General features: G+C 73.8%; 9 protein-coding genes. 8 read left to right on the forward strand and 1 reads right to left on the reverse strand.

What is annotated here, in order from left to right:
* The first annotated feature begins 46 nt into the window (after positions 1-46).
* Positions 47-1,729: a bifunctional 3-(3-hydroxy-phenyl)propionate/3-hydroxycinnamic acid hydroxylase gene (locus tag ABZ780_RS01355; RefSeq protein WP_357482961.1), complete on the forward strand. Its 1,683-nt coding sequence runs from the start codon at positions 47-49 to the stop codon at positions 1,727-1,729.
* Positions 1,730-1,782: 53 nt separating this feature from the next.
* Here ABZ780_RS01355 and ABZ780_RS01360 read toward each other — a convergent pair whose 3' ends face one another.
* Complete coding sequence (locus ABZ780_RS01360) at positions 1,783-2,925, reverse strand: peptidoglycan-binding protein (RefSeq protein WP_357482964.1); 1,143 nt, start codon at positions 2,923-2,925, stop codon at positions 1,783-1,785.
* Positions 2,926-3,311: 386 nt separating this feature from the next.
* On the opposite strand from ABZ780_RS01360, the gene ABZ780_RS01365 reads away from it, so the two are divergent.
* From ABZ780_RS01365 to ABZ780_RS01395, 7 genes are read left to right on the forward strand one after another with little or no spacing between them, the layout of a single operon-like run.
* A complete protein-coding gene (locus ABZ780_RS01365; RefSeq protein ID WP_357482966.1) occupies positions 3,312-8,261 on the forward strand; it encodes a hypothetical protein in 4,950 nt (1,649 codons plus the stop codon).
* Complete coding sequence (locus ABZ780_RS01370) at positions 8,258-11,662, forward strand: DUF6603 domain-containing protein (RefSeq protein ID WP_357482969.1); 3,405 nt, start codon at positions 8,258-8,260, stop codon at positions 11,660-11,662. The genes ABZ780_RS01365 and ABZ780_RS01370 overlap by 4 nt, the downstream gene beginning before the upstream one ends.
* Entirely contained in the window at positions 11,659-17,184 is a 5,526-nt protein-coding gene (locus ABZ780_RS01375; RefSeq protein WP_357482971.1) for a DUF3892 domain-containing protein, read from the forward strand. Before ABZ780_RS01370 ends, ABZ780_RS01375 begins: the two co-directional genes overlap by 4 nt.
* Positions 17,184-21,611 carry a hypothetical protein gene (locus tag ABZ780_RS01380; protein WP_357482974.1) on the forward strand — a complete coding sequence of 1,476 codons (4,428 nt, stop codon included), beginning with the start codon at positions 17,184-17,186 and terminating at the stop codon, positions 21,609-21,611. Before ABZ780_RS01375 ends, ABZ780_RS01380 begins: the two co-directional genes overlap by 1 nt.
* 10 nt (positions 21,612-21,621) lie before the next feature.
* Positions 21,622-23,367: a hypothetical protein gene (locus tag ABZ780_RS01385; RefSeq protein ID WP_357482976.1), complete on the forward strand. Its 1,746-nt coding sequence runs from the start codon at positions 21,622-21,624 to the stop codon at positions 23,365-23,367.
* A 56-nt stretch (positions 23,368-23,423) separates the two neighbouring features.
* A complete protein-coding gene (locus ABZ780_RS01390) occupies positions 23,424-24,185 on the forward strand; it encodes a cyclase family protein (protein ID WP_357482979.1) in 762 nt (253 codons plus the stop codon).
* 13 nt (positions 24,186-24,198) lie between these two features.
* Complete coding sequence (locus ABZ780_RS01395) at positions 24,199-25,845, forward strand: thiamine pyrophosphate-binding protein (protein WP_357482981.1); 1,647 nt, start codon at positions 24,199-24,201, stop codon at positions 25,843-25,845.
* Positions 25,846-25,978: the final 133 nt, after the last annotated feature.

Genomic DNA, 25,978 nt, shown 5'->3' on the forward strand with positions numbered 1-25,978 from the left:
GGCCGGGTGCCGTCCCCACAGGAACGTGTTCCGAGAGGGCACCGCCATGCGTCCAGATCAGCCGTCGGCTCACCACCCGGTCCAGGAGGTCGACGTGGCCGTCATCGGCTGCGGACCGGTCGGTGCGCTCACCGCCAACCTGCTCGGCGCTCGCGGCGTCACCACACTGGTCGTGGAGCGGAGCGCGGCCCCGCACGGCCAGCCGCGAGCCTTCTCCTGCGACGACGAGGCGCTACGCATCTACCAGCAGGCCGACCTGCTCGACGAGGTACGGGGTGAGACGATCGCGCCGCCGCTCGTCGAGTACGTCAACCGCGCGGGCCGGGTCTTCGCCCGGATGGCGTTGTCCGAGACGGATTTCGGGTACGGCCACGCCCCGCTGCGCTTCTTCGACCAGCCACGACTGGAACGGACGCTACGGTCCGGGCTGGACCGCTTCCCGCACGTCCAGCTCTCACTCGGCACCGAACTGGTCGGCCTGACCCAGGACGAGCACGGGGTGACCGTGCTCCTGTCCGACGTGGTCACCGGTCAACGGCGGGCAGTTCGCGCCAGGTACGTGCTCGGCTGCGACGGCGCCCGCAGCGCCACCCGATCCGCCGTCCGGATCCCGCTGGGTGGGGCGAGCTACGCCGAGCCGTGGCTCGCGGTCTCCGGCGACGTGCCGCCCGACGCGGTGCGGGTCAGGGACACCCGGTTCGTCTGCGACTGGCAGCGCCCGGCGTTCGTGTCTCCCGGCGCGGCCGGCAGCTACCGCCTGGAGTTCATGCTGCGCCCGGGGGAGACCGAAGCCGAGATGCGGCACCCGGAGATGATCGCCGCGCTCGTCTCGCCGTACGTCGACCCGGACCGGTTCGACGTCACCCGGGCGGTGGTCTACAGCTTCCACCACCTCATCGCCGAACGGTGGCGGGAGGGGAGGGTCTTCCTGCTGGGCGACGCGGCCCACCAGATGCCCCCATTCTTGGGTCAGGGTCTGTGCAGCGGCCTACGCGACGCGGCGAACCTGTCGTGGAAGCTGGCCCTGGTGTTGTCCCGCGCCGCCGACGCCGCGGTGCTGGACACGTATGAGACCGAGCGGCGCCCGCACACCCTGGAGATGGCGCGGACGAGCGTCCGGCTGGGGCGGGTCTTCCTGGCCCGCAACCGGTCCGCCGCCTGGGTGCGGGACACCGTGCTACGGGCGGTCCAGACGATCCCCCGGGTACGGCGGTTCGTGGAGCGGTTCGAGTTCAAGCCGGTGCCGGCGTACCGGCGGGGCCTGATGTCCGGCGGTCGGCGCGACGGCGTGGTCGGGACGATGTTTCCCCAGCCGCGGATCCTCATCCCGGGATCGTCCGGTGCGCGTCTGCTCGACGAGGCGCTCGGCGACGGCTTCACCGTGCTCGGCCTCGCCACGGCGGGCAGTTCGCCCGGACCGCAGTGGCGAGGGCTGCCGGTACGGTTCGTCGCCGTCCACCCGTCCGGCACTCCGGTGGCTGGCCTGCCGGACCTGTCCGGGGACGACCAGCCGGACCGGGTCGATGTCGTTGACGTCGACGGTGTGCTCGGCAGTTGGCTCCGGCACCGCAGCGCCGACCTGGTGGTGCTGCGGCCGGACCGGTTCGTGTTCGCCCTGTCGGCGGCCGCCGGGATCGGCCAGGTCGGGCGGGATCTGTCGGCCGCCCTCGGCGTGCCGTCGGATCGACCGGGTCAGTCCGTGCGGCCGGTGGGCGGGGCTGCCTCGTGACCTGGTGCAACCACGTCCACCGGCGCCCCGGGGCCGGCCGACCCGCGACGAGATCAGTACCTGACCTGCACTCCCATCTTGCGCCAGGTGCGCGGGCCGACCGCGCCGTCGGCCGTGAGGCCCTGCATCTTCTGGTACCAGCGGACCCCGGCCTCGGTCCGGCTGCCGAACTCCCCGTCCGCCGTGCCGCACCGCCGCTCGCCGATGAACCGCTGGACGAAGCCGACGTCGTCGCCGGTCGCGCTGCGGCGCAACGTGCGGGAACCGGGCTCCCGTCGGGGTTGAGCCGGCGGCTTCGTCGGGGGCTTCGCGGGCGGTTTGGTCTGCGGCTTCGCGGGCGTCGGCGGCTTCGCTGTTGTCGACGGCTTCGCGGGCGTCGGCGTGGACGCCGTGCGGAGGGCCGCCACGGTCTTCGGCCCGACCAGGCCGTCGACCGTGAGCTTCTTCGCCTTCTGGAAGCCGCTGACCCACGCCTCGGTACGGCTGCCGAAGTCGCCGTCCACGGTGAGCGGTGGCTTCGCGCCGAGCGTGTTCGCCAGGGCCTGGAGTTCGCGGACGTCAGCGCCGGTGCATCCCGTACGCAGCACCCGGTCGCCGAGCTTCAGGGGCTTGGTCGGCACCCCGGCGTCGATGCCCCAGGCCCGGCGGCTGTTCTCCAGTTCGGGGGAGTGGCTGACGCTGACGTGCAGGTGCTTGGTGTGCGGGTTCGACCCGGTGTACCGGGACGGCGTGAACCCGCGGGTGCGGCTCCAGATCGTCCGGTCGAAGATCACGTACTGCGTGGACGGGTGGACGATGGCCCGGCGCACCACCAGCTGCGGGTCGATGCCGTCCCGGTCGACGTCCAGCGCGTTGACGGAGTTGTCGTGGTCGGGGTTGTGGTCCGATTTCGTGGCCTGGTGGGCGGTGTCGCCGATCCAGCCGTCGGAGGCGCGGTCCCGGTTCGGCCAGCGGGCGTTGATCTCGTTGCGCAGGCACGCCAGCACCGGGGCGAGCCGGACCGGCGGGCGCATGCCCGGTGGAGGTTCCTCGCCGTCGTCCGGGTCCTCCCCGCCCGGGTCCTCTCCGGGACCGGCGCCCGGGTCGTCGTCCGGACCGAGGTCGTACTCGACCTCGTCGCCGATCAGGCTGCCCGGGTCGTCGTCCTCGTCGTGGTGGGTGACATCCGGATCGTCGATGTCGGGTGCCACGTCCATGTCGTCCTCCCAGGGGTTGGGTCTCGGCGGCGGTGCGGGAGACGAACCATCCCGGCCGCGGTCGCCGCCAGCCTGGATCTCCAGAATTCCCGTCCACAAGGGCAAGTCGGGTTCCTTGCAGTAGGAGGGCCGGACAGGTTGAGCCGCTGCCGACCGATCGGTAGGTCGGCCGCCCGCGAAAGGCCCCTGGTTGGCAAACGAAGGGTTACGAGTTGATCGGCAATCGAGCGATGTTACTGAAGGGTCACCGCAGCGTTGACTGAGCGCACGGGACAGTGGCGAGCTTGGAATGGGTGGCGTGTGAAGGGATCCAACGCATTGGAGGTGTCCACAATGGACGTACATGGCCAGTTCGGTGCCGTCGGCTCGGGCCCGTGGAGGTCGGCGTGACCTGGCAGCCCCGCCCGCTCGCCAGCCTTCCGCTGGTGCTGGCCGGCCCCCTGCTGCGGCGGGTGGACGGCACGTCCGTCACCGTGTGGCTGGCGCTGCGCGAACCCCGCAAGGTCACCCTGCGGGTCTACTCGTCGGACGCCGACGGGGTCGGGGTGACCCAGGTCTGCGAGGGCAGCCGCAACACGGTCAAGGTGGCCGCCAACTGCCACCTCGTCGCGGTCACCGCCACCGGCGCGGCGCCGCTGGCGGCCGGCACCCTCTACCGGTACGACGTGTTCTTCGCCGCGCCCGGTGCCGAATCCGTGCCGGCACCGGCCACCGAGCCCCGGTTGTACTCCCCGAACGTGGTCGCCACCACGGCGGCCGCCGCCCGCGCGGCCCTCAGCTACGCCGGGCCGGGCGCGCCGAGCCTGCCGAGCTTCGCCACCCCGCCGGAGGACCTCAACCGGCTGCGCGTGGTGCACACCTCCTGCCGCAAGCCGCACGGCGGTGGCGACGACGCGCTCGCCGTGCTCGACGAGATCCTGCGGGCCGATGTCGCCAACCCGCTCGCCCGGCCGCAGCAACTGGTGCTCAGTGGCAGCCAGATCTACGCCGACGACGTCGCCGATCCGCTGCTGGCGGTCGTCACCGGGCTTGGGCAGACCCTCAAGGCCGGCCCCGAGGCGCTGCCCGGAGTCGTCGACGCGGACCCCCGAATGCGGCCCGGGCACCGGCAGGAGCTGGCCACCGGGGCGGCCGGACTGACCGCCACGGCGGCGAAGAGCCACCTGCTGACGCTGGCCGAGCTCTGGGCGATGTACCTGCTCGTCTGGTCCGACGTGCTCTGGCCGGAGAACCTGCCGGAGTTCGCCGACGTACACCCGGACGACCACGCGCTGCTGGAACGCTCGCTCACCGACTCGGGGCTCTCCGACGCGTGGGCCGCCATGGCCCGGTACGGCCCGGCCAAGCAGCGGCGGGACACGTTCGCCGACGAGCGCGCGGCGGTGCTGGCGTTCCGGTCCAGTGTCGGCGCGGTCCGCCGGGTGCTGGCGAACACCCCGACCTACCTGGTGCTCGGCGAGCACGAGGTCAGCGAGGACTGGTTCTCGACGCAGGGTTGGACGGAGAAGGCACTGTCCACCACCGGCGACGCCAGCGGGCTGGGCCGCCGGGTGATCCAGAACGCGCTCACCGCGTACGCCCTCTGCCAGGGCTGGGGGAACACGCCGGAACGGTTCGCGCCCGCCGGCCCGGCCGGTGAGCCCGGCCGGCGGCTGCTGGCCGCCGTCGCGGCCTGGGACGGCACCGAGAACGACACCTCGGCGACCATCCGTGCCTGCGTCGGCCTGCCCACCGGCTTCAACAGCGGCGTCCCACTGCGTCCCGCCGGGGCGCTGAGCTGGCACTACCACGTCGAGTGGGCGAAGCACCAACTCATCGTGCTGGACACCCGGACCACGCGGGTCTTCCTCGGCGGGCCGGGCGACCCGCCCGCCCTGCTTTACGGCGACGCCGCCCTGAAGGAACAGGTGCTGGACCCGCCGGACCTCGGCCCCGAGGCCGCCACCTTCGTGGTCTCCGCGACACCCGTGGTCGGCTACCCGTTCGTCTCCGACTTCGTGCAACAACTGCTCGGCAAGCGCTACCGGGGTCGGGCCACCGTGGACGGCGAGGCCTGGGGGCTGCAACGCGCCGGGTACGAGAAGCTGCTGTCCCGACTGTTCAACAGGGGCGCCGCACGACCGGACGGCACCCGCCGGCAGCGACTCATCCTGCTCTCCGGTGAGGTCGGCTACGGCTTCGCCGCGCGGCTGCGCTACGAGGGCGCGGCGCCGTTCCGGGCCACCGCGCCGGTGCCCACCCGGGGAGTGGTGGCGCAGTTCGTCGCCAGCGCGGCGCGCAACGAGGACGGGCTGACCCGGTTCCTGCACGGCACCGGCTTCGACGTGACCGCCGACGTGCTGCCCCGCAGCAGCCGGGTCGGCTGGGAGAACCCGGCCGGCGGGAACCTCGCGGTCGGCACCGAGCTGGTCGACACGATCACCGGGCCCCTGCGGAGCGTGCCGTGGACGGTGCACGGCACCCCCGCCGTGGCGGAGATCGGGCCGCTGCGCACTGTCACGCGTACCCCGGACTGGTCCTACGACCTGAGCTTCGTCAAACACGACGCCGCCGACCCGACGATCCCGCCGCGACCCGGCTCGCCGCGACCGGTCTACCCACCGGCCGGCGACCGCGCGGCGGCCCTCGGGCAGTACCTGGCCGCCACCGAGAACCACGACGACTACCTGGGCAAGTGGGGCGACGGCAAGGAGGTGGTCGGCTACGCGAACATCGGCGAGGTCAGCCTCTCCTGGCAGCCGGGCAACGCCAAGAAGGCGATCCAGACCCTGTGGTGGCGGCTGCCCGGCCAGGAAACCGCCGCACCGTTGACCCGCTGCGTGGTGAGCCTCTCCACCCGGGCGGCCACCGCGCCGCACGACCCCGACCACCTCGTGCTGATGACCGGGCGGCCCGCCGCGGGCGGGGTCGCCGCGACCAGCCAACCCGCCGAGGACACCTGGGTCTACTGGCGTACCGGCGGCGCTGTCCGCCGGCTGCGCGCCGGCACCGACGGCTACCTGTACGCCAGTGCCGTCGCCGGGTCGACCGAGCCGTGGGACTACACCGAGGCGTTCAAGCCGGCCGCCGGCAGCGTCGCCGAGGTCGCCTACAGCAGCGGCGCCCGACCGCTGCCGGACGCGCTGCTCGGCACCGCCGGCCTGTTCCAGCAGCGCACCGTGCCGCCCGTGCCACCGGCCGGCGACGGGGAGCCCGAACCGGTCACGGTCACCCTCCCCGCACGTGTACTGAGCCTGGTCAGTCCCGAGGAACTGGCGCTCTGGCCGGTGCTGTGGCATGTGCCCGACACCTACGCCAAAGCGGGGCTCCGGCAGCAGGCCAACGCGTGGGCGCCCCCGGCCGTGGTGCACGGCGACCCGGCCCCGGCCGCGGTGGCACCGGACCGGCCGGTGGAGCGGGGCCTGCGGATCGAGGGGCAGGTCGACGCCGCGGCGACGCAGGTCCGGCTACGGCTGCAAACCTCAGCCGGCGTCGCGCTGCGGTTGCGGACCGGGATCGCGGCCGACGCGCCCACCGCCGACGAGGTGACGGCGACGCTGGCACCCCCGGCCGGCGGGGTGCGTACGTTCACCGCGACCGTGTTCCTGCACGACGCGGCTGCCGCGTTCGGCCCGGTGGAGGTCCTGGTCGTCGCCGAGGGGCCGGCCGTGCCACACGTCGAGTCGTTCACCGTGCACCTGTGCGGCCTACAGACCGCGCTGGTCGACGACCCGACCGCGCAGGATCGCGGCCCGCTGCGCGGCGAGGCCGACGAACTCGTCGTCGTGGACTTCCTCCGGTCGCCGCAGAACACCCTCGCCCTCCTCGACAACGAGACGAGGGTCCGCCGGATGCTGCCGTACCAGTTCCGTAACGAGCGACGGCCACTGGTCGCCGGTGGGCCGGACCGGCTGCGACCGCAGATGCCGATGTGGATGGGGGAGGTGCACTTCGTCGGCGTCACCGACGATCAACTGCGCGACCTGCTGCGCCGGCGGTACGCCCGGTCGGCGGTGCTCGACCCGCCGGACCCGGCGGCCAACCCGGCTCCGCCGCGCAAGCTGCGCATCGACTGGGCCTGGAACCTGCGGCTGAGCTGGGACGGCCCGGACGACAACGCCGACGCCATGGCCGGCCCGGTGCAGAACCCGCAGCTCGGCCACAACTACCAGTTGGACCTGGCGGAAAGCCCGACGGTGGTGCTGCACTACGGCGCCACCGGGCAGTTCACCGACGCCCGGGGGCGGGACCTCGTCGTGGACGACCAGGGACGGGTGCCGGCGGCCTTCGCGCCCGCACCGACCGTGGTCCCGTTCCCGGTCGCGAACCGGCGGTTGCCCGCCGTGCTGGTCACTGGCCAGCAGCGGCCGTGGGGGCGTCTCGCCGGTGCCCAGGCGCGGCCGGCACTGGTGCTGGAGTTCCAACCTTCGGTGACCGATGCCGGGCGGGAGGTGATCCGGGGCGGCGACGGGAAGTTGGGCGTGTCGAGCTTCTCGTTCGACGAGCGACCGCTGGATTCCGGGCTGATCCCCAACGCGGCAGGAGTGCTCGGGCCACCGCCGGCCGCCGTGCCGCTGCTGGTGCTGCCCGACTTCCGGGTCCTCGGGCGAAACCCCGCGCCCGACGCCGAGATCGAGGCGGTCATCGAGGACATCGTGGAGGAGTACTACAACACCAATCAGGCCCTGCCCCGGGTCAACATCCTGAGTTTGGCGTGCTGGCAGCGGACCGCGCTGTTGATCTTCGGGCACGAGAGCGGCGTACGTGGCGGCTACAACCAGTTCCGTACGGACCCCCCGCGCCGCCCCGAGTACACGTTCCAGGGCGGCTCCTGGCGGTACGGCCACGAGACGGACATGCCGCTGTTCGGGCCGCCCCACGGTTATGGAATCGGCCAGCTCGACAACTGGGGCAACCCGCCCACGGGCGTCGATGCCGACGAGGCGTGGAACTGGGTGGAAAACATCCGTCGAGCCGTCCGCCTGATTTTCGGGACCTACGGCGCCGGCGCCTACAACCTGATCGACGACCATCTGCCCAATCCGATTGACCAGCGCATCCGCGCGGTCTTCCAGCGGGAGACGATCCGCCGCTACAACGGCGGTCGGGAGTTCCAGTGGAACGGCAACGCCTGGGAGATCGAGCCGAGCATGCAGTACCGGACGCCGGGCAACGTGGCCTCCGGCCCGAACCCCCGGCTGCTCTACCCGAACCAGGTCCTGGCCCACGCCGGCGTGCCGGCCATCACCTACTTCAGCAGTGCGGCGGGCGCCGCGAACGTCGGCGACGGGGCCAACACGGTCTACAACCGGCCTGCTGCCTTCACCGCGGCTCACTACGGACCGGAGACGGCATGACCGACGACGGCAACTTCCAGACACAACTGCTCGGCGAGATCGAGGCGCTGCTGTCGCCGATCACCATGGCCGCCACCAGCCAGTGGCGTCGCTCCGGCATCCTCGACTCGCTCGGCTGGGACCTCGCCGCGCTCGCCGGGATGCCGGCTGACGAGTTCGAGAAGTGGTTGACGGACTGCGCCGAGGCTGTCGACGGCGTGCGCCGGATCATCGAGCACGGGCCGCCGGAGACGCTCGACGACCTGACCGCGGCGCTGGACACCGTGTCGGCGGCGGTTTCGGCGGTCAGCGGGCTGCCACCGGCGCTGAGCGCTGGTGCGGCGAACCTGCCGCCGGCTGAGGTGCTGGCCGAGGATCTGATCACCTTCCTCACCGTCAACTACCTGCAACGCCAACACCCGGTCGCGTACCAGGTGGCGATCCTGTTGACGCTGCTCACCCCGGCCGGTGAAACGCCGGTGAGCGCGCCGATGCCGGCGACCGGCGCACCGGTACGGCTGCCCCGGTCCCGGCCCGAGTTGCACCTGGACCGGCTCGGTGACCTGCTCAGCGACCCGGTCGGCACGCTGCGGACGGAGTACTTCCCGGACGGGCTGGCCACCACGGCGGCGGCGGACGCGGCGGCGGCGAAACTCTTTCCCCGCATCGCCGCCGTGCTGAAGGAACTCGGCGTTCCGGCGCTGTACGGCCTGAACCCGGCCGACGGGCCGGACCTGGGTGCCGTCGGCACCGCCCTGGCTGCCCGGATGCTCACCGTGGCCGCCCCGGTCCGGATCGGCGACGCCCGGGTCACCGTGGGGGCGAGCGCGGCACTGTCCGCCGCCGACCGGGGCGGGCTCGGCCTGGTCCTGGCGCTGCGGGGCGCCCTGGAACTCGATCGGATCGTCGCTGGCTGGGCGTTGAAGCTGGCGATCCAGGGGGCCGGCGCCGGCTTCGCGATCGGCCCGGACGGGCTGACCCTGCCGGCCGGTCTGGACGCGATGGTGCGGATCGCGCTCACCGCCGACCGGGTGCCGGACGCGACAGGGGTCGCCCTGCGCATCGGCAGCGCCACCGGCACGCGGCTGGAGGTTCAGGGCCTGCGGCTGGCCGTCGGCGCAGCGCTGGGCGGCGGGGTGGACGACATCGAGTTGTCGGTCTCGGCGGCCCGCGCGGCGCTGGTCGTCGCGGCCGGCGACGGTGACGGGTTCCTCGCCCAGGTGCTGCCGCCGGAGGGGCTGCGCGCCGAGTTCGACCTCGCGCTGACCTGGTCGCTGCGCAAGGGCCTGACGTTCCGGGGCGCCGCCGGGCTCGACGCGGACCTGCCGCTGCACATCTCGGCCGGCCCGGTCGAGATCTTCGGGCTGCACGCGGCGCTCGGCGTACGCGGGGAGGGGCTCTCCGCCGCGCTGGCCGCCTCGGCGACCCTGCGGTTGGGGCCGCTGCGCGCGGTGGCCGAGCGGATCGGCGTCGAGGCGGGCCTGACGTTCCCGCCGGGCGGCGGCAACCTCGGCCCGGCCGAGACGGCGCTGGCCTTCAAACCGCCGTCGGGCATCGGGCTGTCGCTCGCCGCCGGGCCGCTGGTCGGCGGCGGCTACCTCTTCGTGGACGCCGACGCCGGCCAGTACGCCGGTGCGCTGCACCTCCAGTTCGAGTCGATCGCGGTGAGCGCGGTCGGCCTGCTCGCCACGAAGAACCCGGACGGGTCGCCGATCCGGATGCCGGACGGCAGCGACGGGTTCTCCCTGCTGGTCATCATCGCGGGCGAGTTCACCCCGATCCAGCTCGGTTTCGGCTTCACCCTCAACGGGGTCGGCGGGATGCTCGGCGTGCACCGGACGGTCAACGTCGAGGCGTTGCGGTCCGGGGTGCGCAACGGGTCGCTGAACTCGCTGATGTTCCCCACGGACCCGGTGGGCCGGGCCGCGGAGACGGTGGCGGCGGCCGGCGCGATCTTCCCGGTCGCGGTCGGCCGGTACGTCTTCGGCCCGATGGCCAGGCTCGGCTGGGGTACGCCGACGCTGCTCACCTTCGACCTCGGTCTGGTGCTGGAGTTGCCGGCGCCGCTGCGGCTGGTGGTGCTGGGGCGGCTGCGGATGGCCCTGCCCGACGAGAAGCACCCGATCGTAAAGATCAACATGGACGTCCTGGGCATCGTCGACTTCGGCGCCGAAGAGGCGTCCATCGACGCGTCGCTCTACGACTCGCAGATCGCCGGCTTCCCGATCAGCGGGGACATGGCGATGCGGATGTCCTGGGGAGCGAAGCCGACGTTCGCGCTCGCGGCCGGCGGGTTCAACCCGCGATTCCAGCCGCCGCCGAACTTCCCGCAACTGCGTCGGCTCGCGATCGCCCTGTCCGAGAAGGACAATCCCCGGCTCCGACTGGAGTCATACCTGGCGCTGACCTCGAATACCGTGCAGTTCGGTGCCCGGCTGGAGGTGTACGCCGAGGCGGCCGGCTTCAACGTCTCCGGGATGCTCTCCTTCGACACCCTTGTGCAGTTGGCGCCATTGGGCTTCGTCGCCGACATCGCGGCGGCGGTGGCGCTGCGCCGGGGCAAGCGGGAGCTGATGGCCGTCGCGCTCAGCGTGACGCTCAGCGGGCCACGGCCGTGGCGGGCGCGCGGCAAGGCCAAGTTCAAGGTGCTGTTCGTCAGCGCCTCGGTCTCCTTCGACCTGACGATCGGGTCGCGTACCCCACCGCCGCTGCCCACCCCGGTCGACGTCGGCGGGCAGCTCGACGCGGCGTTCGCCGACCCGCGCAACTGGACGGCGCAGCTGCCGCCGCAGGGCGAGGCACTGGTCACCCTCCGCAAGATCGAGGTGGCGCCCGGGCAGTTGCTGGCCCACCCCCTGGGCGCGATCGCGGTCACCCAGCAGGTCGCTCCGCTGGGCCTGACCATCGACCGGTACGGCAGCGCGCCGGTGACCCAGAAGACCGGCTACGCGATCGCGTCGGTGCGGTTCGGCGGTGTCGACGCCACCGCCGCCGGCACGGTCACCTACGAGCATTTCGCGCGGGCCCAGTTCCAGACCATGACCGACGACCAGTTGCTCTCCACCCCCTCGTTCGAGCGGATGGAGGCGGGCCGCAGCTTCTCCTCCCCGGAGGTGGAGTACGACCTGGCCGCCCCGCCGCCGGTGCCGCTCGGCTACGACGTGCTGATCATCGACGAGCCCGACGTCGCCGCCCGCACCCCGGGCGGGACCGGACGGGCGAAGCGGTCGGCGGTCGACCAGGCCCCGGCCATGCGGCCGATGGACGGAGCGACGCTGAAACGACTGACCCGATCCAGCGCGGCCGCGCTGGCCCCCGCCCGGGCCACCGGCCCGGCCGCCTACCGCGCCGGGCTGACCCCCCTGGTGCGGTTCACCGAGCCGGTCGCCGGTTCGCGCACCCCCGAGGAGGCACGCCGGTGACGGCGCAACTGCATTTCCTGGCGTACGTCCGGCAGGGGCTGGCCGCCGCCGGTGCGGTGGCCGACCCGCTGGAGACGGACATCCCCGCCCGGCAGCCGGTCACGGTGGGCGTCCGACTGGCCGGTCGCACCGAGCACCAGTTCGACATCCGCCTGTACGGGCCGGGCGACATCCGGGGCATCGACACCCGCCAGGTGATCCGCATCGATCCGCCGGAGCGGGCCAGCGACTTCGAGCCGAACAACCTGGTCACCATCGAGTTCGACCGGCCGGACTTCCCGTGGCTGTTCACCCCGGCCGCCCCCGGCCGCCGGCAGCGGCTGCGCCCCTGGCTGTTCCTGGTCGTGGTGCCGGTGGAGAACTCCGACCTGCGTACGGACACCGGCGCCCCACTGCCGGTGCTGGAGTGCGCGTTGCCGGACCTGCCCGACCTGGCCGAGTCGTGGGCCTGGGCACATGCCCAGGTCGCCACCACCGGGGCGGGCGAGCCGGTCGCCGACGTGCTGGCCGGTGACCCGCGCCGCACCCTGTCCCGGCTGATCAGCCCACGCCGGCTGGCTGCCGGCATCGCCTACCGGGCCTGCCTGGTGCCGGCGTTCGAGGCCGGCCGGCGGGCCGGGTTGGGCCTGCCCGTCGACGACGGCGCGGATCTCGCCCCAGCCTGGACGCCCGGTCTGGGCGCCGCGCCGCTGCTGCCGGTCTACCACAGCTGGGAGTTCTCCACCGGGGCCGACGGCGACTTCGAGTCCCTGGTCCGGCGGCTGCGGGCCCGTGGCCTGCCCGCCGACGCGGGGCTGCGCCCGATCCTCCTCGGCCGGTCCGGGGTCCCCGGGCTCGACCCGTCGGTGCCCACGGTGACCCTGGGCGCCGAGGGTGCGCTGCGTGGAGCGCTCACCATGCCGACCCTCTGGCCGGCGCAGTCCCGGGAGGCGTTCCAGGAGCTGCTGCGGGCGCTGATCGCCGACACCGGCACCCGGCTCGGCCCGCCGCTCTACGGCGGCCGGTACGCCGGGGTCGACCGGGTACCCGGCGACGCGGCCCACCCGCACTGGCTCCGGGAGCTGAACCTCGACCCCCGGCACCGGATCGCCGCGGCGCTCGGCACCCGGGTGGTGCGCGAGCAGCAGGAGGAGTTGATGGCGGCGGCCTGGGAGCAGGCGGCCGAGGTGCAGCGGGCCAACGAGGCGGTACGCCAGGCCCAGCTCGCCGCCGAGGTCAGCCGCTCGACGTACGAGCGCCGGATCGCCGGTCCGGAGGGTGCCGGTCTCGCCCGCTCCGACGCCGGCCGGCTCGCCCTCGGCGGCCCGCTGGCGGCCGGCCGGCTGTTGCAGGTCTCCGGGGCGGTGCTGGACGCCGTGACGGTCACCCCACGCGGCAAGCGGCTGGTCAGCGGCGAGCTGCACCGCAACCCGACCGCGACGGCGACCCTGTCGGCGGCGTTCCGCCGGTTGACCCGGCCGGACGGTCCGCTGGCCCGGCGGGCCGGCGCCGACGCGCTGGATTCGGTGGTCGAGGCGGCGGCGAGCAACGAGGTGACCGCGACGCCGCCGGAGCAGCCGCCGGCGGGCACGGTGCTCTTCGACGACGTCGCGGGCGACGACATCGCCTTCCACCTGATCAACCGGACCCGCATCGACCGCGCCGACCCCTGGTGGCGGGGACGCGCCGCGGGCCTCGCGGCCGCCGCGACGACAGATGCGGCCACCGCTGAGGCACCGGCCGTGGCGGCGGACGAGGCAGCCGTGGCGGCGGACGAGCCCGCCCCGGCGTCGGCCGTCGCGGTGGATGAGCTGGCTCCGGCAGCGGATGCCGTCCCGTCGACGTCGGAGCCGGAGGTCGCGCTGGCTCCACCGACGTCCGACGGCACCGGTGGCGACAGCCGGCCGGCGCTGACCGGCCTGCTCGACACCCCGGTCGGCGCCGCCACCGTCGAGCAGTTCGGCGAGGTGTGGACGGTGTCGCCGATGCGACCGATCGAGCCGAGGCTGCCCCCGGACGACCCGAACTGGCCGCCGCGGGACCCCTACCCCGACCCGGAGCCCGATCCGATCCCGGACCCGCCGCAGCCGTTGCCGGTGACGTACCTGGACACCAGCCCGCTGGAGGCCGGCATCCCCGCCGCACCGACCGGCCTGCCGGGCACGGTACTCAGCCCACCCGGCCCGGCGGTGAACGACCGGCAGACGTTCGTCACCACCAGCGACGGCCGGTTGTTCGAGCGGTCCTACGACGGCACCCGGTGGCTCTGGTTCGACCACGGCGCACCGCCCAGCACCCAGGCCGCCGGGGTCGAACCCGGCGGGGTCATGGACGGCGGCCGGCGGATCTTCGTCGCCACCGTGCACGGCGGGCTCTTCGAGCACTACCGCGAGGACGACCGCTGGTACTGGCGCAGGCATCCGATCCCGCCTGGCAGCTACGGGCTCGGCAGCTCGCCGTTCCTGGTGCTCAACAACCAGAGCATCTTCCTGACCACCACCACCAACGGTGGCGGCAACCGGCTCTGGGAGCGGCGTCGCAACGGCGCCCAGTGGAGTTGGGTCGACCACGGCAACCCCAACCACTACAGCGCCGAGAAGATCGTCAGCACCCCGGGCAGCGCCCAGGGCAACACGAGCTTCTTCGTCACCAGCGACGCCGGCCGGCTGTGGCAGCGCTACTGGACCGGCACCCGCTGGGAGTGGCGCTGGCACGGGCACCCGACCGGCGCCCCGCTGCGGCACGTCGCGCCGCGGACCGCCCCGGTCAGCGTGTTCGCCGTGTCCTACGACGGTCGGTTGATCGAACGGGTACTGGCCAGCGGCACCTGGGGCGACCACGGCACCCCGCCGGGGACCACGCTCACCAACGCCCCCGGCGACATCATCGTCAGCGGCAACGAGGTGATGATCTTCTGCGGGGCCGCTGACGGGCGGCTGTACATCCGGTACTGGAACGGCTCGGCCTGGTCGTGGCAGAACCTGGGGTTCCCACCCGGTACGAGGGTGATGCAGGTGCCCGGCGCGGCGATGTGGGGCCGGTTGACGGTCTTCGTGACCGGCAGCGACGGCCGCCTCTTCACGGTGAGCCGTACCGGCAACGGGTGGAGCTGGGACGATCAGCACGGCTTCCCAGTGGACTCCCGGGGCGCCGGCTCGATCGCCGCGGAGCCGGTCGGCGGCCCCCGGTGGGCGCTGCCGCTGGGCTTCATGTCCAACCTGGTCGCCGCGCACGTCGACAACGGCGCGACCGACAACGTCATCTACCACCGGGTGGGCCGCGACCTCGGGTTCGAGGCCGAGGTACGTGGCGGCTGGTCCGCGCAGATCAACAAGCCGGGCGCGATCGGCTGGGAGACCCAGGGCCTGGGCATCGCGGTCGCCGACGTCAACGGCAACGGCCAACCCGACCTGGTCCTGATGTGGGTGGACAACCCGGCTGGCGCCAATGCCGTCCACTACCAGATCGGCTGGAATCTCGGTGCCACCGGCGAGGTGACCGGCGGGTGGAGCGCGGTGCACCGGCTGCCCGACGAGGTGGCCGCCGAGATCCAGGGCGCCGACCTCACCGTGGCGGACCTGGACGGCGACGGTCGTCCCGAGCTGATCCTGGCGTACGCCACCGGCGGTGCCGCGCCAGGGCTGTACTACCGGGTGGGCTGGCGGCTGGACACCCAGGGCGCGATCAGCCGGGGGTGGTCCGACGCGGTGTCGGTGCCCTGGACGCCGCGGCCGGTGCAGGGCGTCGGGGTGGCCGTCGCCGACCTCAACGACAATTTGACCCCGGACATCATCGTGCTCACCATCGAGCCGTCCGGCGGCACCAACCAGGCGGTCTACCGGATCGGGTGGCAGCTCAACGCCCGGGGCCGGGTCGCCGGCGGCTGGGCGCCGGCCAAGGTGGTCGGCGGCGGCCCGCTGCCGGCGGCGCACCAAGGCGCCGGCATCGCCGTCATGGACGTCACCGGAACCCGCCGGGCCGATCTGGTGCTGTTCCACGTGGCCAACCCGGCCCAGTCCAACCGCGGCTACTATCGGGTCGGCTGGGACCTGGACCGGTACGGGGTGGCCCGGCAGTGGACGGCCGACGCCGAGGTCCCCGGCTGGTTCGGGTGGGAGGGGCAGGGGGCGGCCATCGCCCTCGCCGACCTCGACCCGGCGTTGACCGCCGCCCGCACCGCGATGGGCGACCGGTTCGCCGCCGCCGCCGGACGGCATCAGGACCGGGTGCTGGCGGCCCAGGCGCTGGCCCAGGCGAAGCAACGGGTTTCGGTCGATACCGCCACGCTGGCGGCCCGGATGACCGCCGCCCTGGAACCCGTCGGCGGGATCACCGACCAGACCGCCGGCCGGTTGAAACTGGCCGGTGCCGAGTCGGCGCAGGAGTTGCGCGAACTGGTGGTGGTGCCCCGGTTCACCCGCCCGATGTACGAGGCGCTGCGGGACCTGTCCCAGGAGCTGCTCTTCCCCGGGGTGTCCGCGATCCCGCCGGAGACGGTCACCCTGTTGCGGGTCAACGCGTCCTTCGTGGAGGCGTTCATGGTGGGTCTCAACTCCGAGCTGGGCCGGGAGATGCTGTGGCGGCGCTACCCGACCGACCTGGGTGCCACCTTCTTCTCCCAGTTCTGGGACGTCCGGTCAGCGCAGCCGTCCGTCGGCCCGCTCTCCGACATCCCACCGATCCAGGGCTGGAAGCCCGGGAACGGGCTGGGCGAGAACGCCACCGCGGTCGGTGCCGGCGACCTGCTGGTGGTGCTGGTCCGCGGCGAGCTGCTGCGCCGGTACCCGGGCACGGCGATCTACGTGCAGAAGGCCTTCTTCGCCGAGGACGGCAGCCGGCAGTTGGCCGACGAGACGCGCGAGCCGCAGTTCGCCGGCCGGCTCGACCCGGACATCCAGTTCTTCGGCCTGCCGCTGGGGGTGTCCGACGCCCGAGGCAGTGACACCGACGCCGGCTGGTTCATCGTGCTGCGGCAGCCGCCGACCGACGCCCGGTTCGGGTTGGACGCCCCGCCCGACGGGGCGAGCTACGGCGGTGCCCCGACGCACTGGTCGGACGTGCACTGGCGGCACCTGACGGGCGACGCGTCCGAGGAGCAGCGACTGCGGCACGCCCAGGCCTCCGGCCGGCTGAGCAGCCTGCGACTCGGTGGCCTGGAGTGGGGATACAACAGCGCCCACCAGGCGCAGATCACTCTCCAACGGCCGGTCCTGGTGGCGATCCATGCCAGCGACATGATCCCGCCGATCGACGACACCTGGCAGATCGAGGCGGTCGCCCGGCACGCCGCCGGGGTGCCCCAGCACCGGATCGTCGCCGTCGGCGGGCGCCGTGTCGACGGCACGCCGTGGCGGATGAGCACCGAGGAGGTGATCGCCGCGATCGGCCGGCACGAACGGTTCTTCGTCGAACGCCCCGTCGGCGACCAGGTCCAGGTGCTGGTCTCCCGGACCGCGACCGGTCGGCCGTACCTCACCACCGAGGCCGACGGCGACCTGCCCAACAACCTGCTATTCCTGCCCGAACTGGCCGAGGACGCGTGATGAGTACACCCAACCCGCCGTGGCACCTGCCCACCCAGTGGCCGGTGGCCCTGCTGCCGGTGCGCGTGGAGACCCGATTCGTCGACACCGGACCGACCGGCACCGAGCTGTGGCTGCGGATCCTGCCGGACGTGCTGCACGTCGACACCCACCAGCCCCGACTGACCGACGACGAGGTGGCCTGGGGCAGGCAGTACTGGATCGACGTGTGGCGGGCCGGGCGGGTCGCCGCCGACGAGGTCATCGCCTGGCGGCGGCTGTGCCAGCTCGTCGACCCGGAACGGGCCGTCTGGATCGCCCGGGCGCTGGAGCCGGCGGCGGACGGCCGCCCAGGCAAGCCCGTCCCACCCGGCCGGCCACTGCTACGGGAACCGGACTTCCCGCCGGTGTCCGGCGGCGCCGACGCCTGGGACCGCGAGCCGGTGGCCCGCGCCCTGCCGAGCCAGTGGCACGCCACCCTGTGGCGGGCCGGTGTCGCGCCGGTGTACGCACAGTCCACGCCGGTACGCCGCCCGCTGGTCGTCGGCCCGTCACCCGCGGCCGACCTGACCTCGCTCAGCGACGAGGAGCCACCGGTCGACGAGAAGAGCCGGTGGCTCGTCGACTTCCAGGCCGCCGTCGACGCCGGCATGGCGATGCGGATCCCGCTGCCCCCGCAGATGGCCCAGGGCGGCATCGATCGGCTGGTCGTGTTCGGTGTGGACACCGACGACGTGGTCGCGCCGGAAACCCCGGCCGGGCGCGGCGCCCGGGTTCTCGGTGAACTGCTCGACGCCCACTTCCACACCCACGGGCTCGGTTTCGTGCCGCCGGGCACCCCGACCAACAACACGGCCGGCGCCCGCTCCGGCCACGACCCCGACGACCCGCAGCGGATCGACCTGCTGCGGGTGCTGCCCGGCCAGGAGCCCCCGGCCGAGGTGGACGGCGACGCGCCGGTCACCGCTCGGGCACTGGGCGTCCCGCTCGTCGCGCAGCAGGGCGACCCGCTGCACGCGGTCCGGGGCGGCACAGTCACCGGGTCGCCCCGGGCGCTGGCCCGAGCCGCGCTCCGCCCGGAGGGACCGCCCACCGCCCCGGCCCGTGCCGCGGTGTCGCAATCCGCCGGCGCCCGACACATGAACACGGTCACCTGGGCCGCGACCTGGGGATACTTCCTCAGCGACATGGTGACCGGGGTGGTCACCGAGGACGACATCCGGCACGGGCGGCGGCACTACATCGAGCACGTACGGGCCGCCGGGCCGGTGCCGGCGCTGCGGGTCGCCGAGCAGCCGTACGGGGTGCTGCCGGTGACGGCGCTGGACCGGTGGACCGGCACCGACACCCGGGACACCGCCCTGGTCGGCTTCCTCCGGCTGCTACGGGACCGGGTGTGGCGTCCCTCGGCCACCGAGATCGAGGCGGAGACCGGCCTGCCGGGCGTACCCCGGGTCGGCGGTCCCGGCGACCCGCGGGAGGTGCTGTTGCGGATCCTGGCCCAGGGCCCGCTGGGGTCGCGGTGGCAGGCCCGCAGCCTGCTCGGCATGGACTACCTGACGCACCTGTGGCGGTTCCTGCGGCTGGACATGGACGAGAACTGGCGGGTGCGGCAGGCGTTCGAACCCAGCCAGTTGATGGCGTTGCTCGAACTCGACTGGGACACCCGGCTGTCCCAGGCCACCTTCGCCGAGCGGGCCTTCACGATCGGTGGACCCCTGGTCGCCCCGCCCGAGGGCGCGGGGCCGGCCGACTACCTGCCCTGGTTCGCCGCGCTGGAGCGAACCTGGACCGACCTGCGCGACCAGGCGGAGACCAACGGCACCGCCACCCCGCTGCTCTACCGGTTGCTGCGCCAGTCCGCCCTGGCCGAGTACGCCACCGCCGCCCGCCGGCTCCAGCAGACGCTGGCGCCGCTGCCCGCCGACGCGTACCGAGACGCGGAGCTGATCGACATCCGCCCCGACCGGACGAGCTGGCCGCTCTGGCGGCAACTGGCACGCCAAATTCCGCTGCCGGGCGGGTCGACCGCCGTGGTCGGCGAGCACCTGCGGACCGCCCCGGGAACGGACCTGGCCGCGTTCCGGGAGAGCGTGTTGGCGCTGGCCGCGTACCCGGCCGCCGAGCTGGAACGGTTGCTCGCCGAGTCGATCGACCTCTCCTCGTACCGGCTCGACGCGTGGATCACCTCGTTCGCGACGAAGCGGCTCGCCACGATGCGCCGGAACCAGGCGACCGGGGTGCACCTGGGCGGGTACGGATGGGTGGAGAACTTGCGCCGGAGCAGCACCGCCGGCGACCCGGCCACGCTGCGGGAGGGCGCCGCGAACGCCGGGTACGTGCACGCGCCGTCGCTCGGCCAGGCGGCCACCGCCGCGGTGCTGCGCGCCGGGTACCGGGCCCACGGCTCCAGCGGTGACAACCCGCTCGCGGTCGACCTCAGCTCCGACCGCGTGCGGCTGGCCAGCTGGCTCCTCGACGGCGTACGCCAGGGACAGCCCCTCACCGAGCTGCTCGGCTACCGGTTCGAGCGCCAACTCCAGGACCATCCCCGGGTGCTGGAGCAGTACCTGCCCCGGCTGCGGGAGATCGCGCCGGTACGGGCCCTGCGGGTGCAGCACGACGCCGAGGCGGAGCCGGTCGTCGCCACCGCTGCCGTGGTGGACGGCCTCGACCTGTACCAGCGCTGGCGGGACAGCGGGATCGACTGGTCCGGCGACCCGGACCTGCCGAACCCCGGCGACGGCGACCAGGTGGCGCTCGCCGAGGTGCTCACCTCGCTCGGCGAGGCGATCGACGCGGTGGCCGACGCGCTGCTGGCCGAGAGCGTGCACCAGGCGGCGCAGGGCAACCCGATGCGGACCGGGGCCACCCTGGACGCTGCCTCCCGGGGCGACGTACCCGCCAGCGAGCTGGAGTTCGCCCGGACCCCGCGCACTGGCCTGGCGATCACCCACCGGGTGGCGCTGCTCGGCAACGACTGGCCGGCCGCGACGCAGGACTGGCCGACCACGGGACCCACCCCCCGGGCGGCGGCCGAGCCGCGGCTCGACGCGCTGGTCGGCGGGCTGCTGCCCCGGCCGGCGTCGGTGCGCGCCCGGGTGGAGTGGGCCGGCCCGAACGGCCCGCTCTCCGGCGAGGTCGGCCTCGACCGGATCGGCCGGTCGCCGCTGGACCTGCTCGCGCTCACCGACGCCGACGAGATCTCCGCCGACAGTGAGCTGGTGGCCCGGATCCTGGACGCCGCGATCCCGCCCGCGGGTGCGACCGGGTCCCGGCCGCTGCGCGTGCTGCCGGGCCGGGGCGTGAACTGGGCCGCCGACGTGCTGGCGCTTGACGAGTTCGTCGAGGTCGCCCGCGCGGTGCGTACCCTGGTCGCCTCGGCCCGCCCGCTGACCGCCGCCGACCTCACCCCCGGCGGCACCGATCCGGACCCCGACACGTCGGGCATCGACGGCACCGAACCGGACGGGGACCCGACCCTGCGCGACCGCGCCGACGACGCGGCGGACCTGCTGCGGCGGCTCGTCGCCGACCTGGCGAGCGAGGAGCCGGCGGTACTCGGTCCGGCGCTGGCGACCGCCGCCGGCATCGGGGTGCTGGGCGCGTACGTCGGTCCGGACGCGACGCCGCCGGCACTGCTGGCCCGGGCTCGCGCGGTCGGCGCGGAGGTCGGTGCCCGGCACGCGGCCCTGCTCGCGTTGACCACCAGCTTCGACCGGGCCAGGGAAACCGCCGAGCAGCGCCGGGACCACGACGTGGCCCGGTTGCAGGCGGTCTTCGGGGCGGACTTCCGGGTTCTGCCGGCGTTCACCCTCGCCGAACCGATCGGCCTGAGCGCGGCACTGGCCGCGAGCACCGACCTGCAGGGCGGGTCGCCACACGAAGCCGGCGACTGGCTGGCCGACTCGGCACCGGTCCGGGCCGGTGTCGACCGGCTGGAGACGGTACGCGGCTACGCCCAGGCGGTCCGCCCCGACCGGTACCAGGACCTGCGGGTGGCGCAGCTTCCGTACACGCCCGGCGACCGGTGGGTGGGGCTTCGCTTCGGTGCCGAACGGCCCGCCGGGTCCCGGCTGTCGATCGTCGTCGACACACCGGCCACTGTCGATCCGGCCGCGCCGTTGTGCGGACTGCTCGTCGACGAGTGGGTCGAGGTGGTGCCGAACGAGGCCGAGACCACCGGGGTCGCGTTCCACGCCGAGACGCCCGGTCAGGCGGCACCGCAGGCCATCCTGCTCGCCGTGCCGGCGGACGACGCGCCGCTGTGGACCCGGGAGGCCCTGGAACGCACGCTCGTGGAGACCCTCGAACTCGCCCCGCTGCGCGCCATCGACGTGGCGACCCTCGGCGAGGTCGGCCAGTTCCTGCCCGCGCTCTACTTCCCGTTCAACACCGACGGCGAAACCGCCTCGACCGACTTCACCCGCACCGTCCCCGCAGGCTAAGGAACCCACGATGTCCTCTGTCACCTCATGGACCCGGCTCGAACCGGGCGCTCGCAGCGACGACCTAGCCCCCGGCCTGCAGGCCCGGATTCACGACCCACTCTGGATGCTGTCCCGGCAGTGGCAGTTGGGCGAGTTCACCGGCGAGGACGCCGGTTCGCCGGTGTCGGTCAGCCTGCGGGCGGAGGTCGCGCCGGTGACCCACTACCGCCCGCACGGCGGCACCGTGCGGCCCTACGACCGGGGCCGCCCGCTGGAGACGGCGGTCGAGGCCGGCTCCTCGGGCCGGCTCAGCGACCTGCGGATCGCGGCCCGGGCCGGCCAGCACTTCCTGCGGCTGCTCGGCGGGGATCCGGCACTGGCCGGCTACCGGGACCGCTTCGCCGCGGCGTACCCGCTGACCCTCGACGACGGCGGTGACGGCCCGCTGGACCCGCAGAGCCGGCGCTGGTTGTCGGTGCTGGGGCGGCGGACGCCGAGCGGTGCCCAACTGCTGCCGGAGATGCGCGCCCTAGCCCTCAACGGCACGCCGCCGACCCGGGTGACGGTGGCCTTCGCGGACCTGCGTGCGTTGCGGTCCAGGGCCCGGTCGTGGCTGACCTGGCTCGACTCGCTCGGGCTCACCCCGGACGGTACGGACACGGCACCGCCGGCCTGGGACCCGTCCAGGATGGAGTACCGGTTCGAGGTGGCGGCCCGGTCAGGTGGTGTCGACACGGTGCTCTCCGCCGCCGAGTACGACGGTGGCCGGCTCGACTGGTACTCGTTCAGCGTGGACACCGGTGCCACGCTGCCGGCGGCCGATCCGGTCGAGGCGCCCGCCGAGGAGATCGTCCGGACCGTGCTGCCGGCCCCGGCCGGCTATCCGGGCATGCCGGCGGCGCGCTGGTGGGAGTTCGAGGACGCGCGGGTGGACTACGGGCGGGTCGAGGCGGAGCCGACCGACCTGTCCCGGCTGCTGCTGGTGGAGTACGCCACGGTCTACAGCAACGACTGGTACCTGCTGCCGCTGACCCTGCCGGTGGCCTCCGTGGTGCGGATCGGGTCGCTGGTGGTCACCGACACCTTCGGTTTCCGGACCCTCGTCCGCCCCGCCGGTGCGCTGCCCGGCGACGGCCAGGACTGGAGCCTGTTCCGGCACAGCGTCACCGGCCCGGGGGCGGCGGCCGGTGGGCACTCGGACCGCTTCCTGGTCGCCCCGGCGATCGCCGACAGCCTGGAGGCCGAGCCGGTGGAGGAGGTCCGGATCTTCCGGGACGAGATGGCAAACGTCGCCTGGGCGGTGGAGACCACGGTGGCGGGGGCGACCGGCCGCCGGGTACGCCGGCACGAGACGGCCGAGTTGGTCGGTGCCGACGCGTCGGCGGGTTCCGGTGGCCCGACGGCGGCCTCGGGCGAGGTGGGGACCGACCACTACCGGCTGGCCACCAGCGTGCCGGAGCACTGGTTCCCGTTGCTGCCGGTGGAGCCGGCCCGGGGCGCCTACCTGCTGCGCCGGGGCAGTGTCCCCCGGCGTGACGCGGGGCAGACGGTGGACCCCCGGCCACGGGGCGAACTGCTCGAACCAGGGCGCGACCTGACGATCCACTCGGAGGAGGTGCCGCGCGAGGGGCTGCACGTCACCCGGGTACACCAGAGGGCCCGCTGGTCGGACGGGTCGACGTACACCTGGATCGGCCGCCGGAAGCGGCCGGGTCGCGGCGAGGGTTCGAGCGGCCTGGTCTTCGACGTCGTCGAGCAAGGCCCGGCCGGGTAGGATGTCTGTCCACACTGGTCAATTCCAGGGCCGGCAGCGCGGTGTACCGTCGCCGCATGACGGTGCTGCAGGAGTTTGTCGCCGCTCTTTCCAGCGGCCGGATCCAGGTTGTCGACCTCACCGCTCCGCTCTCGGACCAGACCCCGATCCTGGGTCTGCCCGAGCAGTTCGGCCAGACCTGGCCGTTCCGGCTCAGCGAGATCAGCCGGTACGACGACCGCGGTCCGGCCTGGTACTGGAACAACTTCTCCACCGGGGAGCACACCGGCACCCACTTCGACGCCCCGGTGCACTGGGTCACCGGTCAGCAGGGCGCGGACGTGTCGCAGGTCCCGGTGAGCCAGTTGATCGCCCCGGCGGTGGTGATCGACCACGCCGCCGAGGCCGCCGACGACCCCGACTTCCTCCTTGAGGTCGAGCACATCAGGGCGTGGGAGGCGGAACACGGTGCCCTGCCCACCGGTGGCTGGCTGCTGTACCGCACCGGCTGGGACGCGTACGGCGACGATCCGGAGCGGTACGCCAACGGCGGCCGTACCCCGGGCATCTCCGTCGAGTGCGCCCGCTGGCTGGCCGAGGAGTCGCCGATCCAGGGCGTCGGGGTGGAGACGGTCGGCACCGACGCGGGTGCCGCGCATTCGTTCGACCCGCCGTTCCCGTGCCACTCGTTCCTGCTGGGCCAGGAGAAGTACGGCCTGACCCAGCTCCGTAACCTGGCGCAGTTGCCGGCGACCGGCGCGGTGGTGATCGCCGGACCGTTGCCCATCGTCTCCGGGTCCGGCAGCCCGTGCCGGGTCCTCGCGCTTGTCGAACGGTAGGGCCCGGCCACCGATGCGGGTAGCCGAGGTGGTCGGGCGGGTCCTCTACGGACACGGCGCGCGGTTCGTCTTCGGGGTGGTCGGCAGCGGCAACTTCCACGTCACGAACGCGCTCGTGGCGGCCGGCGCGCGGTTCGTGGCGGCGGCCCACGAGGGCGGAGCGGCGAGCATGGCCGACGGGTACGCCCGTACCGCCGGGACGGTGGGCCTGCTCTCGGTGCACCAGGGTCCGGGCGTCACCAACGCGCTGACCGGTCTCACCGAGGCCGCGAAGAGCCGTACCCCGATGCTGGTCCTGGCCCCGGAGGTGACCGCGCCCCGGTCGAATTTCTTCATCGACCTTCCGGCGCTCGCCGCCTCGGTCGGGGCCGACTTCCACCGGGTACGCGCGACGCACGCGGCCGAGGACGCGGGCGCGGCGTACCGGGCCGCCGCCCGGGGCGCGACGGTGGTGCTGGGCCTCCCGTTGGAGGTGCAGAACACCGTGACCGAACCGTGGGTCGGCCCGGTCCCCGCGGTCGCGCCGACCCCGGCCACCGCCCCGCAGGTCGAGCCGTTGCTGGCCGCGCTCCAGGCCGCACGTCGCCCGGTCTTCATCGCGGGTCGGGGCGCCCGCGCGGCCCGGGAACCGCTGACCCGGCTCGCCGACGCGTGCGGCGCGCTGCTCGCGGTCTCGGCCGCGGCGAAGGGACTGTTCGCCGGCAACCCGTGGAACATCGACGTGGCCGGCGGCTTCGCCACCCCGCTCGCAGCCGAGCTGATCGGCGCGGCCGACCTGGTCGTGGCGTGGGGCAGCACGCTGACCATGTGGACCACGCGGCACGGCGAGCTGATCCCGCCCTCCGCCGTCGTCGTCCAGGTGGACCACGACCCGGCCGCGTTCGGGGTGAACCGCCCGGTCGACCTCATGGTGGCCGGCGAGGTGGCGGCGGTCGCCGAGGCGGTGCTCGGTCGGCTGGGCGTCGTCTCCACGGGGTCTGTGGACGCCGGGGCCGGCGGTTGGCGGACGCCGGAGCTGGCACGACGGATTCGTGACCACGGCCGGTGGCGGACGGTCCCGTACCAGGACGAGGGCGGCGGCAGCCCGGCGACGATCGACCCGAGGACGCTCTCGGCGGCCCTGGACGACCTGCTGCCGCCCGCCCGGACGGTGGTGGTCGACTCCGGCAACTTCATGGGCTACCCGTCAATGTGGCTCGACGTGCCGGACGTGGCCGGATTCTGTTTCACCCAGGCGTTCCAGTCGGTCGGGCTCGGCCTGGCCAGTGCGCTCGGCGCGGCGGTCGCCCGGCCGGACCGGCTCACCGTCGCCGCGGTCGGCGACGGTGGCTTCCTCATGTCCGCCACCGAACTGGTCACCGCCGTCCGGCTGGCGCTGCCCCTCCTCGTGGTGATCTACGACGACGCGGCGTACGGCGCCGAGGTGCACCACTTCGGCCCGGACGGGCACCCGTTGGAGACGGTCACCTTCCCCGACACCGACCTGGCCGCGATCGCCCGTGGCTACGGCTGCGACGGGTTGACCGTCCGGACTGTCGCCGATCTCGGGCCGGTACGCGGTTGGCTCGCGGGTCCCCGTACCCGTCCTCTGGTGGTCGACGCCAAGGTCTGCGGGGCGCGCGGCTCGTGGTGGCTGGAGGAGGCGTTCCGTGGCCACTGAGCCATGGGCCTGGACGCTCCCCGGCGGGGTGCCGGAGTGGGATCGTGCGGCGGCGCTGGTTCGCTGACCGGCGACCCCGGTGCCCGGTCGAGATCCGACTGCTCACCACCCCCGCGCCGACCGTCCAGGGGCC

It is taken from the genome of Micromonospora sp. NPDC047467 (assembly GCF_040643095.1).
GTDB lineage: Bacteria > Actinomycetota > Actinomycetes > Mycobacteriales > Micromonosporaceae > Micromonospora.